The sequence below is a fragment of the Stutzerimonas azotifigens DSM 17556 genome, from assembly GCF_000425625.1.
Classification (GTDB): Bacteria; Pseudomonadota; Gammaproteobacteria; order Pseudomonadales; family Pseudomonadaceae; genus Stutzerimonas; species Stutzerimonas azotifigens.
The window spans coordinates 41,607-57,615 of the sequence record NZ_AUDU01000018.1; the positions used below are offsets into that span (position 1 = coordinate 41,607).

16 protein-coding genes and 1 tRNA gene are annotated in these 16,009 nt (G+C 66.8%); 9 read left to right on the forward strand and 8 right to left on the reverse strand.

Translation table 11 applies throughout. The features are described 5' to 3' along the window. Nucleotides 1-56 precede the first annotated feature (56 nt). From rpoD to H610_RS0102000, 5 genes are all read left to right on the forward strand, one after another. Complete coding sequence (rpoD, locus tag H610_RS0101980) at nt 57-1,913, forward strand: RNA polymerase sigma factor RpoD (protein ID WP_028238117.1); 1,857 nt, start codon at nt 57-59, stop codon at nt 1,911-1,913. Between the two features lie 99 nt (nt 1,914-2,012). After that, complete coding sequence (locus H610_RS0101985) at nt 2,013-2,675, forward strand: Crp/Fnr family transcriptional regulator (protein WP_028238118.1); 663 nt, start codon at nt 2,013-2,015, stop codon at nt 2,673-2,675. A 75-nt stretch (nt 2,676-2,750) separates the two neighbouring features. Then, entirely contained in the window at nt 2,751-3,044 is a 294-nt protein-coding gene (gene cowN, locus H610_RS0101990; RefSeq protein ID WP_028238119.1) for a N(2)-fixation sustaining protein CowN, read from the forward strand. Between the two features lie 94 nt (nt 3,045-3,138). Continuing rightward, nucleotides 3,139-3,215, forward strand: a tRNA-Ile gene (locus H610_RS0101995). Nucleotides 3,216-3,412: 197 nt separating this feature from the next. Further along, nucleotides 3,413-4,183, forward strand: coding sequence for a nuclease-related domain-containing protein (locus H610_RS0102000; protein ID WP_028238120.1), 771 nt, complete (start codon nt 3,413-3,415; stop codon nt 4,181-4,183). A 140-nt stretch (nt 4,184-4,323) separates the two neighbouring features. Here the strand turns inward: H610_RS0102000 and H610_RS0102005 are convergent, their stop codons facing one another. The 6 genes from H610_RS0102005 to H610_RS0102030 all read right to left on the reverse strand — a co-directional run bounded on the left by H610_RS0102005 (nt 4,324) and on the right by H610_RS0102030 (nt 10,274). Further along, entirely contained in the window at nt 4,324-4,686 is a 363-nt protein-coding gene (locus tag H610_RS0102005; protein WP_028238121.1) for a histone-like nucleoid-structuring protein, MvaT/MvaU family, read from the reverse strand. A 309-nt stretch (nt 4,687-4,995) separates the two neighbouring features. After that, entirely contained in the window at nt 4,996-5,709 is a 714-nt protein-coding gene (arsH, locus tag H610_RS0102010) for an arsenical resistance protein ArsH (RefSeq protein WP_028238122.1), read from the reverse strand. A 23-nt stretch (nt 5,710-5,732) separates the two neighbouring features. Continuing rightward, complete coding sequence (locus H610_RS0102015) at nt 5,733-6,203, reverse strand: arsenate reductase ArsC (RefSeq protein WP_028238123.1); 471 nt, start codon at nt 6,201-6,203, stop codon at nt 5,733-5,735. 13 nt (nt 6,204-6,216) lie between these two features. Next, nucleotides 6,217-7,500, reverse strand: a complete 1,284-nt coding sequence (locus H610_RS0102020) for an arsenic transporter (protein ID WP_028238124.1) — start codon at nt 7,498-7,500, stop codon at nt 6,217-6,219. 29 nt (nt 7,501-7,529) lie between these two features. After that, nucleotides 7,530-7,886, reverse strand: a complete 357-nt coding sequence (locus tag H610_RS0102025) for a metalloregulator ArsR/SmtB family transcription factor (protein ID WP_028238125.1) — start codon at nt 7,884-7,886, stop codon at nt 7,530-7,532. 342 nt (nt 7,887-8,228) lie between these two features. Next, nucleotides 8,229-10,274: a TonB-dependent receptor gene (locus tag H610_RS0102030; RefSeq protein ID WP_028238126.1), complete on the reverse strand. Its 2,046-nt coding sequence runs from the start codon at nt 10,272-10,274 to the stop codon at nt 8,229-8,231. A 170-nt stretch (nt 10,275-10,444) separates the two neighbouring features. Between H610_RS0102030 and dksA the strand changes: the two genes are divergently transcribed. The 3 genes from dksA (at nt 10,445) to H610_RS23080 (ending at nt 12,871) form a co-directional block, all read left to right on the forward strand. After that, a complete protein-coding gene (gene dksA, locus H610_RS0102035; protein WP_028238127.1) occupies nt 10,445-10,858 on the forward strand; it encodes an RNA polymerase-binding protein DksA in 414 nt (137 codons plus the stop codon). Nucleotides 10,859-10,868: 10 nt separating this feature from the next. After that, nucleotides 10,869-12,074: a zinc metallochaperone GTPase ZigA gene (gene zigA / locus H610_RS0102040; protein ID WP_028238128.1), complete on the forward strand. Its 1,206-nt coding sequence runs from the start codon at nt 10,869-10,871 to the stop codon at nt 12,072-12,074. A 110-nt stretch (nt 12,075-12,184) separates the two neighbouring features. Beyond that, nucleotides 12,185-12,871, forward strand: a complete 687-nt coding sequence (locus tag H610_RS23080) for a DUF2238 domain-containing protein (protein ID WP_084166350.1) — start codon at nt 12,185-12,187, stop codon at nt 12,869-12,871. Here H610_RS23080 and H610_RS0102050 read toward each other — a convergent pair. Next, nucleotides 12,862-13,629 carry a TSUP family transporter gene (locus tag H610_RS0102050; RefSeq protein WP_028238129.1) on the reverse strand — a complete coding sequence of 256 codons (768 nt, stop codon included), beginning with the start codon at nt 13,627-13,629 and terminating at the stop codon, nt 12,862-12,864. The genes H610_RS23080 and H610_RS0102050 overlap by 10 nt on opposite strands. Nucleotides 13,630-13,802: 173 nt before the next feature. Between H610_RS0102050 and H610_RS0102055 the strand changes: the two genes are divergently transcribed. Next, nucleotides 13,803-14,789 carry a lipid A deacylase LpxR family protein gene (locus tag H610_RS0102055; protein WP_051231431.1) on the forward strand — a complete coding sequence of 329 codons (987 nt, stop codon included), beginning with the start codon at nt 13,803-13,805 and terminating at the stop codon, nt 14,787-14,789. Between the two features lie 20 nt (nt 14,790-14,809). On the opposite strand, the gene H610_RS0102060 is transcribed toward H610_RS0102055, so the two are convergent. Then, nucleotides 14,810-16,006: a hybrid sensor histidine kinase/response regulator gene (locus H610_RS0102060; RefSeq protein WP_028238131.1), complete on the reverse strand. Its 1,197-nt coding sequence runs from the start codon at nt 16,004-16,006 to the stop codon at nt 14,810-14,812. Nucleotides 16,007-16,009 lie beyond the last annotated feature (3 nt).

The following is a 16,009-nucleotide window of genomic DNA, read 5'->3' on the forward strand; positions in this document are numbered from 1 at the left end:
GCTATAATGCTCAGCTTGTTTTCAGCCCGCCAGAACCTTCAGTTGGATAGGGTTATATGTCCGGAAAAGCGCAACAGCAATCTCGCCTCAAAGAGTTGATCCAGCGTGGTCGTGAGCAGGGTTACCTGACTTACGCCGAGGTCAACGACCACCTGCCGGAGGATATTTCCGATCCGGAACAGGTGGAAGACATCATCCGCATGATCAACGACATGGGCATCAACGTATTCGAGAGCGCCCCGGATGCGGATGCCCTGCTTCTCGCCGAAGCCGATACCGACGAAGCCGCTGCCGAAGAGGCCGCGGCGGCACTGGCTGCCGTCGAGACGGACATCGGCCGCACCACCGACCCGGTGCGCATGTACATGCGCGAAATGGGAACCGTCGAACTGCTGACCCGCGAAGGCGAAATCGAGATCGCCAAGCGCATCGAGGAAGGCATTCGCGAGGTGATGAGCGCCATCGCCCACTTCCCCGGCACCGTCGACAGCATTCTTGCCGAATACGACCGCGTCACCACCGAAGGTGGCCGGCTGTCCGACGTGCTCAGTGGCTACATCGATCCGGACGACGATGGAGCCGCCGCGCAGGACGCCGAACCGGTCGTGCCCCAGGCCGCCGCCAAGCCGGCCAAGGACGACGACAAGGAAGACGACGAGGAAGAAAGCGACTCGGACAGCGAAGAGGAAGAAGGCGACGGCGGGCCGGATCCGGAAGTCGCGCGCCAGCGCTTCGGCGCCGTCGCCGAGCAGCTGCAGAAGGCCAACGTGGCGCTGGCCAAGCACGGCCGCGCCAGCAAGCAGGCCGAGGCCGAGCTGCAGGCGCTGGCCGAGCTCTTCATGCCGATCAAGCTGGTACCCAAGCAGTACGACGCGCTGGTCGACCGCGTGCGCGGCGCGCTGGCGCAGATCCGCCAGCAGGAACGCGCCATCATGCAGCTGTGCGTGCGTGATGCCCGCATGCCGCGCGCCGACTTCCTGCGCCTGTTCCCGGGCCACGAGACCGATCTGGGCTGGGCCGATCAGTTGGCCAGCGGCAAGAGCAAGTACGCCGAGGCGATCGGCAATGTGAAGGACAGCATTCGCGCCGCCCAGCAGCGCCTTGCCGAGCTCGAGGCCGAGTGCCGGCTGGCCGTGTCCGACATCAAGGACATCAACCGTCGCATGTCGATCGGCGAGGCCAAGGCCCGCCGGGCGAAGAAGGAGATGGTCGAGGCCAACCTGCGCCTGGTGATCTCCATCGCCAAGAAGTACACCAACCGCGGCCTGCAGTTCCTCGACCTGATCCAGGAAGGCAACATCGGCCTGATGAAGGCGGTGGACAAGTTCGAATACCGCCGCGGCTACAAGTTCTCGACCTACGCCACCTGGTGGATTCGCCAGGCGATCACCCGCTCGATCGCCGACCAGGCGCGCACCATCCGGATTCCGGTGCACATGATCGAGACGATCAACAAGCTCAACCGCATTTCCCGGCAGATGCTGCAGGAAATGGGTCGCGAACCGACGCCGGAAGAGCTCGGCGAGCGCATGGAGATGCCCGAGGACAAGATCCGCAAGGTGCTGAAGATCGCCAAGGAGCCGATCTCCATGGAGACGCCGATCGGTGACGACGAGGATTCGCACCTGGGCGACTTCATCGAGGACAGCACCATGCAGTCCCCGATCGACGTGGCCACGGTGGAGAGCCTCAAGGAAGCCACCCGCGAAGTGCTGGCCGGCCTCACCGCCCGTGAAGCCAAGGTGCTGCGCATGCGCTTCGGCATCGACATGAACACCGACCACACCCTCGAGGAAGTCGGCAAGCAGTTCGACGTCACCCGCGAGCGCATCCGCCAGATCGAGGCCAAGGCGCTGCGCAAGCTGCGCCACCCGACGCGAAGCGAGCATCTGCGCTCCTTCCTCGACGAGTGACACCGAGACCCCCGGCTTGCCGGGGGTTTTGCTTTGCGCCTGCCGGCCGGCAAGCGCACGACCCTATACTGCCGGCAGTGCCCTTCGATGGATGCCGCCATGCACGGACCCGACGCCAGGAACCTGCTCGACAGCCTGGACGCCCTGACCCAGGCGGCCCTGCTGCAAGGCTTCCACCGCCGCCAGGTGGTAGAGGGCGAGCTGCTGGGCAGCCCGAACGGCAAGCGCGACAGCGTGTTCATCGTGCACGGCGGGCGCATCCGCGTGTTTCTCGCCTTCGAGGACAAGGAATACACCCTCGCCTTTCTCGAAGCCGGCGGCATCTACAGCACCCACAGCCGCGCCTACGTCCAGGCCGTGCGCGCGAGCGAGGTATTGATGGGCGACACCTCGCAGATGGCCGCCACCCTCCGCTCGCTGCCGAGCGCCGCGCCGGCGATCATCCGCGTACTCGGCAGCACCCTCGACAACTGCATGCGCATCATCGAGGACCTGGCCTTCCGCGACGTCGAGGGCCGCCTGGCACGCTTCCTCGACGGCATGCTGGTGCGCAAGGGCCGGCCTCATCGGCACGGCCTGCGCCTGACACTGGAGCTCAATACCGAAGACATCGCCCGGCTGCTCGGCACCAGCCGCCAGACCGTCTCCTCCCTGCTCAACCGCATGGCCCGTGAAGGCATCCTCAGCCGGCCCGGCCGCGGCGTCTTCGACATCCATGACGTCGAACGCCTGCGTGCCCGCAGCCAGGTGTCCGCTGGCTGACAGACAGCCCCCGACTGCGTTCCTAGCATGGGCGTTTCAGACAGCCACCCTCACTGGCCTGCCGGAGGACCACTCATGTCCATGACCACCTATCGCAGCATCTGCGGCGAAGCATCCGTGCCCTACATCGATTGCGACCGCTGCATCCGCACCCTCTTCGCACGCCTCCAACACTACCTGCGGCAGGACCCGGGAAACTGTCCGATCTGCGAGTACGTCCGGCAGAAGATCGGCTCGCGCGACGGCAGCGAGAGCGATGCCCGCCTGCTGCTGCACGCCCAGGTGAACGTCATCCACGAACTCTTCTCCCGTCACGACGACCGAGAGGCACTGGCGCTGCTGGAGCGGGTCGAGGACGATTGCTGCTGAGCATGCACGCCTATGCCAACAAGGAATACGGCCTTTCCGCCTCCGCTGCGTGGCGCGGGCGCAAAGCCGCCGGTATAATCCGCCGGCCTTCTGGGGGCCTGTAGCTCAGTCGGTTAGAGCAGAGGACTCATAATCCTTTGGTCCAGGGTTCGAGTCCCTGCGGGCCCACCACATCGGAGCCGCGCACTGCGCGGCTTTTGCGTTGCTGGCAGCCGGAAAGAGTATCAGATGGCCACGGCCGTGCTGTTCCGCCGGCCCGCCGCGCACGTCCTGAGTGCCGATCCGGCAGCAACTGCTCCCCTCGCCTTTCCGTCCGCTCGAAATATTTCCGCTAAGATCGGCAAATTACCAATCCCGGGGCAGAGGAAATGGACTTCATTTCGATCATCACGCAAGTCTGGGGCACTTACAGCTGGCTGGTCCCGTTGTTGCTGTTGCTCGGCCTGCTCAACTCACCTTGGGCCAAAGGCCAGATCGGCGAACTGCTGGTGCGCCTGTTCGCATGCTGGCAGCTGGACAAGCAAACTTACCGTCGCCTGCACAACATCACCTTGAATACACCTGACGGAACCACACAGATCGATCACGTGTTTCTCTCGCCGTACGGTATTTTCGTGCTGGAAACGAAGAACATGCGTGGCTGGATATTCGGTGGCGAGAAACAGGCGCAGTGGACGCAAAAGCTCTACAAACACAGTTTCAAGTTCCAGAATCCGCTGCGCCAGAACTACAAGCACCTCAGGGCGCTGGAAGCCACGCTCGGCATTGCCCCGGAGCATCTGCATTCGGTGATTACCTTCGTGGGCCGCAGCACCTTCAAGACCGAGATGCCAGCCAATGTCACCCAGGGCATTGGTTTTATCCGCTATATCAAGTCATTCCGGCAGCCGGTATTCAGCGAAGCCGAAGTAGGCACCCTCACGCGCGCCCTGCAGAACGGCCGACGCGCACCCTCCCTGGCAACTCACCGCGAGCATGTGCAAAACCTGAAACGCCGCAACGATCCGACAGCCGAGCGGCATTGCCCGAAGTGCGGCAGCGCGCTGCTGATCCGTACCGTCAAAGCCGGCCCCAAACAAGGGCAGCAATTCTGGGGCTGTTCGGCATTTCCCAGATGTAGGTCCGTGCAGAATCTTTAAAACGCGCCGGTGCCATTGTTATCGCGGCCTTCGAGCGTGGCTACGGGCTGTTTACCGCTGAAGGGGGCTGGTGCGCCGAGACTGACGCTCGGAAAGAGGTGGCGCCCGCCGGTCGGCCGGCGCCATCTGGAGGGGTTTGGTCAGGCCACCCAGCTCTCGACGGTCTTGTCGCCGTACTGCTGCTTCCAGGCCTTGAGCACCTTGTGGTTGCCGCCCTTGGTTTCGACGGTCTCGCCGGTATGGGGATTGGTGTAGCGCTTCACGCGGCGCGCGCGGCGGGTCTGCTGCGGCGCAGCGGTGCTGGACCTGGCACGGGGCTCGGATTCGCCGAGTACGGCCTTGATGTCGCTCAGGCCCATGTCGTACTCGCGCATCAGCTCGCGAAGTTTTTCCTCGAACTCGATTTCCTTTTTCAGATCACGATCGTTTTTCAGATTTTCGAGTTCGGCCAGTTGCCGGGCCAGCTGTTCTTCGAGCCTGCGAAATTCCGCGAGTCTGGACATGGTCTAGTTATCTCCTAGTTGGTTGACTACCTGCAGCCCTGCAGCCGAGCGCCCGGATGGCAGCGTCGAAGACATCGACGCACGGAACCGTGATGAACGCAGCATGGGTATCGAGCGCGCCAGCATCCACCATGACCGCCGGCGAATCAAGGCGGCCGTGATAAAGGTTGGCGTACAGCCGCCTACAAGAACGACGCGGCTTCATGACGAACCTCGGAAAACCCTGTTTGCACATTTTCGAAGTTCGTCTGACCGCATTGGAACTACATAGTAGGCCGAGGTTCCTGAACAACTTGTGAAGCTGTCGAATCAGATCGAGGGCTGGTTCACACGCCGGGACAGTTCTTCCGCCGACTCCTTACGCTCGGAATAACGGTCGACCAAGTAATCCCGGCGATCGCGAAGCAGCAGGGTGAACTTCACCAGTTCTTCCATCACGTCGACCAGCCGGTCGTAATAGGACGAGGGCTTCATTCGCCCAGCCTCGTCGAACTCCAGAAATGCCTTGGGGACCGACGACTGATTGGGGATGGTGAACATGCGCATCCAGCGACCGAGCACGCGCAGCTGGTTGACCACGTTGAACGACTGCGAGCCGCCGCAGACCTGCATCACCGCCAGCGTCTTGCCCTGGGTCGGACGGACCGCGCCCATCGCCAGCGGCACCCAGTCGATCTGCGCCTTGAACACGGCGCTCATCGAGCCGTGGCGTTCGGGCGAACACCAGACCTGCCCTTCCGACCAGGTCATCAGTTCCCGTAGCTCGCGCACCTTCGGGTGGTCGTCCGGCACCGTGTCGGGCAGCGGCAGCTCGGCGGGGTGGAAGATTCGCGTCTCGGCGCCGAAGGTCTCGAGCAGGCGCGCGGCCTCCTGCACCAGCAGGCGGCTGAACGAGCGCTCGCGGTTGGATCCGTAGAGCAGCAGGATGCGCGGCCTGTGCGCGGACATCCGCGCGGCCCCTAGTTTCTCCAGCGTCGGGACGTCCAGCAGTTGCGGTTCGACGTTCGGCAGCGCTTCGTTCATGGCGTCGGTCTCCGGGTTAGGTCTCACAGGCGGCCGATCTCCGCCACGCGCGCCTTCAGCGCTTCGCCGTCCAGGCTGTCGAACGGCAGCGCGAGGAAGGCCTCGACGCGTCGGCGGATGATGGCGAGGGTGTCGGCGAAGGCGGCTTCGATCACGGCGTCGCTGCCGACCACCGCCGAGGGGTCGGCCAGCCCCCAGTGCACCCTGGTCGAGAGGCCGAGGAAGACCGGGCAGGCTTCGGCGGCGGCACGGTCGCAGACGGTCACCACGAAGTCCGGCGGGTTGCGCTCGAACAGCGCCGAGTCCTTGCTCGACAGCCCCTCGGTAGCGATCCCCGCGGCCTCCAGCGTACGTAGAGCGCGCTCGTTCACCCGACCGCTGGGCTGGCTGCCGGCGCTCGCCGCGCGCATCCCGGCCGGCGCCAAGTGGTTGAACACCGCCTCGGACAGGATGCTGCGGCAACTGTTGTGGGTGCACATGAACAGGATCTGCATGGAACCTCCAGGCTCAGAAACTCAGGCGTATCGCCAGCGCCGACAGGGTGGCGAGCAGGATCGGGAGGGTCAGCAGCGAGCCGACCTTGAAGTAGTAGCCCCAGCCGATGACGATCCGCTTGCGCGCCAGCACGTGCAGCCAGAGCAGCGTCGCCAGGCTGCCGATCGGGGTGATCTTCGGGCCCAGGTCGCAGCCGATGACGTTGGCGTAGACCATCGCCTGGTGGACGGCGCCGGTGGCTCCGGCGGCATCCACCGACAGCGCCCCAATCAGCACGGTCGGCAGGTTGTTCATGATCGACGAAAGCACTGCGGCCAGCAGCCCAGTGCCCAGCGCCGCGCCCCAGACCCCCTGCTCGGCGAACAGCTGCAGCAGCCCGGCGAGGTGGTCGGTGAGGCCCTCGTTGCGCAGCCCGTAGACCACCAAATACATCCCCAGCGAGAACACCACGATCTGCCAGGGCGCCTCGCGCAGCACCTTGTGCGTGGAAATCACGTGACCACGGGCGGCGATCAGGTAGAGCACCAGCGCGGCGACCGCCGAGATCACACTGATCGACACGCCCAGCGGCTCGATGACGAAGAAGCCGATCAGCAGCAGCGCCAGCACCCACCAACCCGCCTTGAAGGTGGCCGGATCGCGGATCGCCTCGCGTGGCGCCTTCAGCGCCGTCAGCGCGTAGCGGCCCGGCAGGTCCTTGCGGAAGTACAGTAGCAGCACGCCGAGGGTCGCGGCGATGCTCACCAGGTTCACCGGCAGCATCACCGAGGCGTATTCGGCGAAACCGATGCCGAAGTAGTCGGCCGAGACGATGTTGACCAGGTTGGAGACCACCAGCGGCAGGCTGGCGGTGTCGGCGATGAAACCGGCCGCCATGATGAAGGCCAGGGTCGCCGCCGGCGAGAAGCCGAGCGCCAGCAGCATGGCAATCACGATCGGGGTGAGGATCAGCGCCGCGCCGTCGTTGGCGAACAGCGCCGATACCGCCGCGCCGAGCAGGACGATGAAGGCGAACAGCCGGCGGCCGCTGCCCCGCCCCCAACGCGCCACGTGCAGCGCGGCCCATTCGAAGAAGCCCGCCTCGTCCAGCAGCAGGCTGATGACGATGATGGCGATGAAGGTAGCGGTGGCGTTCCAGACGATACCCCAGACCACCGGGATGTCACCCGGCGAAACGACGCCGCTGAGCAGGGCAATGACGGCACCCAGGCAGGCGCTCCAGCCGATGCCGAGCCCCTTCGGCTGCCAGATGACCAGCGTGATGGTGAACAGGAAGATCGGCAGGGCCAGCAGCATCGGAGGTTGGCGTCCTTGGTGAGGAGGAATCAGCGGCAGCCGGCGGCGCGCGCCGGCCGGTCGCCCATCTGGCGAAGGCGCCTGGCGTCGGCTTCGAGCCAGGCGTGGTTGGCTTCGGCGACCGCCGTCAGCATCTGCACGACCCACTCGGGCAGACCGGGATGCAGCCGGTAGTAGACCCACTGGCCGCTGCGGCGGTCCTCCAGCAGCCCGGCCGCGCGCAACGGCGCGAGGTGGCGGGAAATCTTCGGCTGGCTCAGGTCCAGCGCATGGGTCAGCTCGCAGACGCACAGTTCGCCTTCCCGGGCGAGGAGCAGGCTCATGCGCGCCCGGGTGTCATCGGCCAGGCACTTGAAGACGAGCGAGGGATTCAGCGGATCGGTCATGGGCGGACCAGGCTGCGGGTGAGCGGGCATCATATACGGATATCCGTATATACGGAAACTCGATTGGCTCATGGCTAAAGTCCGCGGGCCTGCCGGTCTACCTGGCGATCGCCGATGTTCGGGAACCTGGCCCTCCCCCCGTGGCTGAAGGAAGCCATCGGCCCTGGGGGGGGCCGGGCGGCGCACCGCTTCAGCCCACCGGCGCGATTGGTGGGCTGAAGCCCACCCTGCTGTGCCACGAGGAAGGTATCCGTGGTCGCAGGCAGAGCCGGCTCGCAGGATTTTTCGATTGCCTCGGCTGCACGGCCGGCGCGCTCGGACGAGCGGCCGGCCGGCTCGGCGTCAGAAGGACAGCCGCGCGCCCAGGGTGAGGTTGCGGCCGGGCAGCAGCACCTCGTCCTTGATGAAGGACGTGTGCTCGCGGGCCTTCTCGTCCAGCAGGTTGTTGGCCTTCAGGTACAGCTGGTAGTCCGTGCTGCGCAGCTGTCCGTGATAGCTGAGGCCGGCCGACAGCATGTTGTAGCCGGACGTCTCGGTCTCGTAGGCGGCGATATCGTCCTGGCGGTCGACCCGGTAGAACTCCAGGCGCCCGTCCAGGTTCGGCGAAAGGCGCTGGTCGACCCGCACGCCGAGGCGATCGGCCGGTATCCGCGGCAGGTCGCCGCCGTCGCGCAGCTTGCCGCGCACGTGGTCGCCGAACAGGGTCAGCGCCGTCGCCTCGGTGGCCTGGAAGCGCACCTCGCCCTCGGCCCCGGTGAGCACTGCGTCGGCCTGGCGGTACTCGATCTCGCGGTAGCCGCCGCCGACGTCGTGGCCGGTGTCCGCGGCGTGGATGAAGTCGTCGACCCAGTTGCGATACAGGCTCAGGGTGAAGGTAGTGCGGCCGGCGAACTTGCGCAGCGTGAGCTCGGCGTTGTGCGAGGTCTCCTCGTCCAGGTCCGGGTTGCCCAGTTCGACCGTGCGGGTCGCCGCGTGCGGGCCGTCGGCGTACAGCTCCTCGGCGGTTGGCAGGCGTTGCGAGCGGGTCAGCGAGAAGCCGAGCGAGTAGTCGGGGGCGAAGGTCCAGACGCTGCCGAGCGACAGCGAGTTGCCGCGGTGGCGGGTGTCCGGAGCGCCCTGGGCGTCGATCTCCTGCCACTCGTGGCGCAGACCGAATTCGTGCCGCCAGTCGCCGATGACGTATTCCTCGAGCAGGAACAATCCATGGTTGCGGGTGAGCGTCGGCGGCACGTAGGCCTCCTCGCCAAGCGCCTCGAAGTCGCGCCGCAGGGTCTGCGCGCCGAGCACGCCGCGCCAGCCGTACAGGGGCGCGTGGGTCAGCTCCACGCGGGCGTCGGTGGCCTTGTTCTCGAAACGCGTGCCGACCTCGCCGCCCTCGACCTCGACGTGCTGGTAGTCGCTGTGACCGACCCGCAGGCGCGCCAGTTCGAAGCCCGGCAGCGGGTCGGCCAGCTCGCCGCGCAGGTCCCAGCGCTTGCGCTGCATGTCGACGTAGGGCACGCCGCCGTGCTCGTGATCGTGTTCTTCCTCGTGGTCGTGGTCATGGTCGTCGTCATCGTGGTCGTGATCGTCGTGACCGGAGCAGTGCCAGTCGGACGGACCGTGGGTATGGCAGTCGGCGTGCTCGTGCGCCAGCAGCCCGTAGCGGTTGTTCTGCTCGCCGAAGGCGATGCCCAGGTAGCCGCGTTCACCGATGAAGCTGGCACCCAGGTTGTAGCTGTCGGTGTCGTTGTAGGAGCCTGCCTGCTTGCTCGGCGAGCCGGGAATCTCGTAGGCGTCGGCATCGCGCTTGACGCCTTCGGCGCGCAGCGCGAAATGACCGGCGCCGGCGGTGATGCCGAAGGCACCCGCGCCTTCGTTGGCGGCGGTGTTGCCGCGCAGCTCGAGCTCGCCCTCGTAACCGGCCTCCGGCACGTAGGTCGGGATCTTGCGGTCGATGACGTTGACCACCCCGCCGATCGCCCCGCCGCCGTAGAGTAAAGTCGCCGGCCCTTTCAGCACCTCGATACGCTCGGCCAGCAGCGGTTCGCTGGTGACCGCGTGGTCCGGGCTGATGGTGGAGGCGTCCAGCACGTCCACACCGTCGCTCAGCACCTTGACCCGCGCGCCGGACTGCCCGCGGATGACCGGCAGCCCGACCCCCGCGCCGAAACTCGCCGAGCGCACGCCCGGCAGCCCTTCCAGCGTCTCGCCGAGGGTCGCCTCGCGGCGCTGCACCAGTTCCTCGCCTTCGAGCACCTCGGCCGGGGTGGTCATCCGGTGACGCTGGCTGCCCAGGCCGCTGGCGCTGACCACGGTCGATTCCAGTTCCAGGGGCTCCTCGGCCCAGGCCAGCGGTGCCAGCGCCAGGGTGACGGCCAGGGCCAGGGGGTTCGGTCTGCATTGCATGGGGGCGTCTCCACACCGATGCCGGTGGCGCTCGCACCGGCTGTGAACGAAAACGGAACGCCGCATTCGGGCGCTACGGATTGGGCGAGCCGCGAATCCCACGCGGCTCGAATTGCGGTCGAGCGAATAAATGTTATGTTATAACAGTCACGAACGACAACCCGACGCCCATGACCATCCACACCGAAGCCGAACTGCTGGCCCAGCCACCCGAGGCCTACCTCAACGAAGAACAGCAGGCGTTCTTCCGCGCCATGCTGCTGCGCGAACGCCAGGCCCTGCAGGACCGCATCGAAAACGAATTCCGGAGCCTGCGCGAACAGGCGCCGGGCGGCGATCCCGCCGACATCGGCAGTGCCGAGGCCGACCGCCAGTGGCAGCTCAGGCTGCTGGAGCGGGAGAAGAAGCTGCTGGACAAGATCGACGAAGCGCTCGGCCGGCTCGCCCGCGGCGAGTACGGCTGGTGCGAGGACACCGGCGAGCCGATCGGCCTGCGCCGGCTGTTGCTACGCCCCACCGCGACGCTCTGCATCGAGGCCAAGGAGCGCCGCGAACGACAGGAGAAACACCACCGTGACACCTGAGGAACGCACCATGGATAACCGCCTGCCCGTCACCGTGCTGTCCGGTTTTCTCGGCGCCGGCAAGAGCACCCTGCTCAACCACGTGCTGCGCAACCGCGACGACCGCCGGGTGGCGGTGATCGTCAACGACATGAGCGAAATCAACATCGACGCCAGCGAAGTGCAGCGCGACGTCGCCCTCAACCGCGGCGAGGAACGCCTGGTGGAGATGAGCAACGGCTGCATCTGCTGCACGCTGCGCGAGGACCTGCTCGAAGAGGTGAGCCGGCTGGCCCGCGAGGGCCGCTTCGACTACCTGCTGATCGAGTCCACCGGCATTTCCGAACCGCTGCCGGTGGCCGAGACCTTCACCTTCCGCGACGAGCTGGGCCGCAGCCTCTCCGACCTCGCGCGCCTGGACACCCTGGTCACGGTGGTGGACGGGGTGAACTTCCTGCGCGACTTCCACGAGGCCGAGAGCCTGGCGAGCCGAGGCGAGACGCTCGGCGAGGAGGACCAGCGCTCGATCACCGACCTGCTGATCGAGCAGGTCGAGTTCGCCGACGTGCTGCTGATCAGCAAGATCGACCTCATCTCCCAGGCCGAGCGCGACGAGCTCACCGCCATCCTGCGGCGGCTCAACACCCACGCCGAAATCCTGCCGATGAGCATGGGCCGCGTGCCGCTGGCGGCGATCCTCGACACCGGTCGCTTCGACTTCGAGCGCGCCGCCCAGGCGCCCGGCTGGCTGCAGGAGATGCGCGGCGAGCACCTGCCGGAGACCGAGGAGTACGGCATCGCGTCCAGCGCCTACCGGGCGCGCCGGCCGTTCCATCCGCAGCGCTTCTTCGACTTTCTCAACCGCGAGTGGCGCAACGGCCGGCTGCTGCGCTCCAAAGGCTATTTCTGGCTCGCCAGCCGCCCGCAGGAAGCCGGCAGCTGGTCGCAGGCTGGCGGCCTGATGCGCTACGGCTACGCCGGGCGCTGGTGGCGCCACGTGCCGCGCACCCAGTGGCCGCAGGACGAGGAGGCGCGCGCCGCCATCCGCCGCAACTGGGCGCCGGAGGTTGGCGACTGCCGCCAGGAACTGGTGTTCATCGGCCAGAACATCGATTTCGACCGACTGCACCGCGAGCTGGACGCCTGCCTGCTGGACGACGCCGAACTGGCGCGCGGCGTGGAAGGCTGGCTGGGCCTGCCGGACCCGTTCGAGCCCTGGCTGGAGCAGGCCAGCTGAGCCGAGCGGCCTGCCCATCCGCACACCGACCGACGGCGAAACGCCTTTCTCGGGCTCTCTCGCCCTCCGTTGCGGTCTCAATAGGAACGTTGGGACTTCCCGGAGGGAACATGCAGCTGGAACCGGCTCCTCGGCGCTACCTGCTGGCGCTGCTCATGACCTACGCGGTGCTCTGGGCGATGTCGGCCATCGCCCCGTTCGATCGGCATGACTGGCTGCTGGAAAACCTCCTGGTGGTGGCGGTGGTCGGCGCGCTGCTGGTCGGCTACCGCCACTACCAGCCCTCACGCGCGGCGGCGACGCTGATCTTCGCCTACCTCTGCCTGCACCAGCTCGGCGCGCACTACACCTACGCCAAGGTGCCCTACGACGACTGGTGGCAGGCGCTGACCGGGCAGACGCTGAGCGAGGTCACCGGTTGGCAGCGCAACCACTACGACCGCCTGGTGCACCTGTGCTACGGGCTGCTGCTGGCCTACCCGATGCGCGAGATCATGCTGCGCCTGGGGCTGCGGCCTGGGCTGTGGAGCTACGTGCTGCCGGTGGAGGTGACGCTGTCGACCTCGGCGATCTACGAGCTGATCGAATGGACCGGCGCCGAGCTGCTCGGCGGCGGCCTCGGACGCACCTATCTCGGCACTCAGAACGATCCCTGGGATGCGCAGAAGGACATGGCCCTGGCCACCCTCGGCGCCCTGGCCGCAATGCTCTGGCTGGCGCTGCTGCACGCCTGGCAGCCGTTCCGTTCACCCTGCCGGAGCTCCGCCGACCCCGCCCCCGGCGGCCTTCACAGATAGCCGTTCTGGTACAGGTAACGGCCGATCATGGCGAAGCACACCAGTACGATGATCGGCCGGATCAACCGCGCGCCGCCGCCGACCACCGCCAGCGAACCGAGGTAGGCGCCGAGCAGCTGGCCGACCGCCATGACCGCGCCGACCAGCCAGACGATCTTGCCGCCGAACACGAACATCACCAGCGCCGCCGCGTTGCTGGCGAAGTTCATCGCCTTGGCGTTGGCGGTGGCGCGGATCAGGTCGCGGCCGCGCAGTGCCACCTCGCTGAGCGAGAAGAACGAACCGGTGCCCGGCCCGAAGAAACCGTCATAGAAACCGATCAGCGGCACCACCACGGTGCGGTGCAGTCGCGTGCCGATGCGCGGCTTGCGCTCCAGGCTCCCGGCCCCGGGCGCCAGCAGGAAATACAGCGCGATGAAGCCCAGCACGAAGGGCACCAGCACCTCGAGCGCCGAAACGTCGATCAGTTGCACGACCACCGCCCCCAGCGCCGCGCCGACGAAGGCGGCGATGCAGGGCACGCGGATCTCGGCCAGGGTCATCTGCCGCTTGTGCAGCAGGGTGAGGGTCGAGGTGAGGCTGCCGAAGGTGCCCTGCAGCTTGTTGGTGGCGATCGCCTGGAGCGGCGGCATCTGCGCCAGCATCAGCGTGGGAATGGTGATCAGCCCGCCGCCACCGGCCAGGGTATCGATGAATCCGGCGAACAGGGCGACGCCGCCCAGGATCAGCAACAGGGAAGGTTCGGCTACGAAGTCCATGTCAGGCTCGGTCAGGAAGGGAGTGCCCGGCGGGCAGCCAAGCCTACTCCCACGCCGTCACGCCCACCAGCCCGGGGCCCGGCGTGCAGGCAGACAGGCGAGCGGCCGAACGACGCAGCGGCGAGAAGGGTCTATACATACTGTGCTGAATGTAACGACCGACAGGAGCTTTCATGTCTTCTTACCGATCACCGGCAGCCCTGCCCCTCGCCTTGCTGCTCGCCCTGTCTCCCACCCTCGCGGCGGCGGACGCGCTCTCGCTGAAAATCGAAAACGACCTTCTCGCCAGCGGCGACGACGGCCATTACAGCAACGGTTTCGAGCTGTTCTGGAGCTTCGAGCCGGACAGCGGACACTGGAGCCGGCGCCTGGCCGGCAGCCTGCCCGGCTGGCGCGCCGACGAGGTGGACAACGTCGCCTACCGCTTCGGCCACCAGATCTACACGCCGAACGACATCGAGCGCGCCGGATTGATCGAAGACGACCGGCCCTATGCCGGCCTGGTCTTCGCCGGCCTGTCGGTGTTCGGCGACGTCCCGCACCAGGGCTGGCGCGAAGCCAAGGGGCTGCACCTGGACGTCGGCCTGGTCGGCCCGGGCGCCGGCGCGGAAAAGATCCAGCGGCAGGTCCACAAGGCGACCGACAGCGACGAGCCCAAGGGCTGGGACCACCAGCTGGAGAACGAGCCCTTCGTCAACCTCGCCTATACCCACCGCTGGCTGTTGCAGCAACGCCTCGGCGGGCTGGAGTTCGAGTACGGCCCAGGCCTGGGCCTGGCGGCGGGCAACCTCTACACCTACGCCTCCGGCAGCCTGGGCCTGCGTTTCGGCCAGCGGCTCGGGCGCAGTTTCGGCATTCCGGCGGTGACGCCGGCCAGCAGCGGCAGCCAGTTCTTCACGCCGGCCGAAAGCTTCGGCTGGTACGGCTTCGCCGAACTGGAGGGGCGCTACATGGCGCACAACATGCTGCTGGACGGCAACACCTTCGAGGACAGCCATTCGGTGGACCGCCGCGAGTGGGTCGGCGACGCCAAGGTCGGCCTGGCGCTGACCTGGAGCCGCTGGCAGCTGGCGTTCGCCACGGTCTGGCGGACCCACGAGTTCGAAGGACAGGACGAGCACGACCAGTTCGGCTCGCTGACCCTGTCCACCTGGCTGTAGCGCCGGCGCCAGCGGGAGCTTCAGACGCCGTTGAGCGGCAGCAGCACGCTGAAGGTGGCGCCGCGGCCCTCCTCGCTCTGCACCGTGATGCGCCCGCCGTGGGCGCCGACGATCTGGTCGGCGATGAACAGCCCCAGCCCCAGGCCGGCGCTCGACTCGCTGCCCTCGGCGCGCTCGAACTGGCAGAAGATGCGCTCCAGGTTCTGCGGGCTGATGCCCTTGCCCTGGTCGCGCACGAGGATGCACACGCGCTCGCCGTCGACCACCCCGAGCGCGACGTCCACCGGCTTGCCGCCGGCGTAGCGCAGCGCGTTGGTCAGCAGGTTGGCCAGCACCTGCTCGATGCGGAAGTCGTCCCACACGCCGATGATGGGCGCCGGCCTGCTGAAGCGCAGCTCGCAGCCATGCGCCGCCATCTGCGGCGTGAAGGCCTCGACCACCCGCGCCACCAGCTCGCTGAGGTCGATCCGGCTGGGGCGGATCGACAGCTTGCCGGTGCGGATGCGCGACACGTCGAGCATGTCGTCGATCAGGCGGATCAGGCTCTGAATCTGCCGCTCGTCCTTTTCCACCATCTGCTGCAGGCGCTCCTTGCCGAACGGCTCGAAATGCTCGCGCGACATCTGCAGCTTGCGCAGCTGCACCTCGAGGATCAGGGTGTTCAGCGGGGTCTTGAGCTCGTGCGAGACGATCGACATGAAGTCGTCGCGCATGCGCACCGCGTTCTCCAGCTCGGCCTGGGTGCTGCGCAGTTCGTCGAGCAGCACCTCCTGCTCGCGGCGGCTCTGTTCCAGCGCCTCGAGCTGGCGGTCCAGGCGCTTGCGGTTGAGATACAGGTCGACGAACACGTTGACCTTGCTGCGCACCGTGTGGGCATCGAGCGGCTTGTGCATGAAGTCCACCGCGCCGCTCTCGTAGCCCTTGAAGGCATAGTTGAGCTCGCGCCCGGCGGCGCTGACGAAGACGATGGGAATGTGCTTGGTGCGCTCGGTGCCACGCATCAGCTCGGCCAGCTGGAAACCGTCCATGCCCGGCATCTGCACGTCGAGAATGGCCAGCGCGAACTCGTGGCGCAGCAGCAGTTCCAGCGCCTCTTCGGCCGACTCGGCCTGGTGCACCTTGAGCCCCGGGGCCTGCAGCAGCGCGTTGAGCGCCAGGAGGTTCTCCGGCAGGTCGTCGACGATCAGCAGGTTCGCTTCATCGGTGTTGTGGGGCATGGT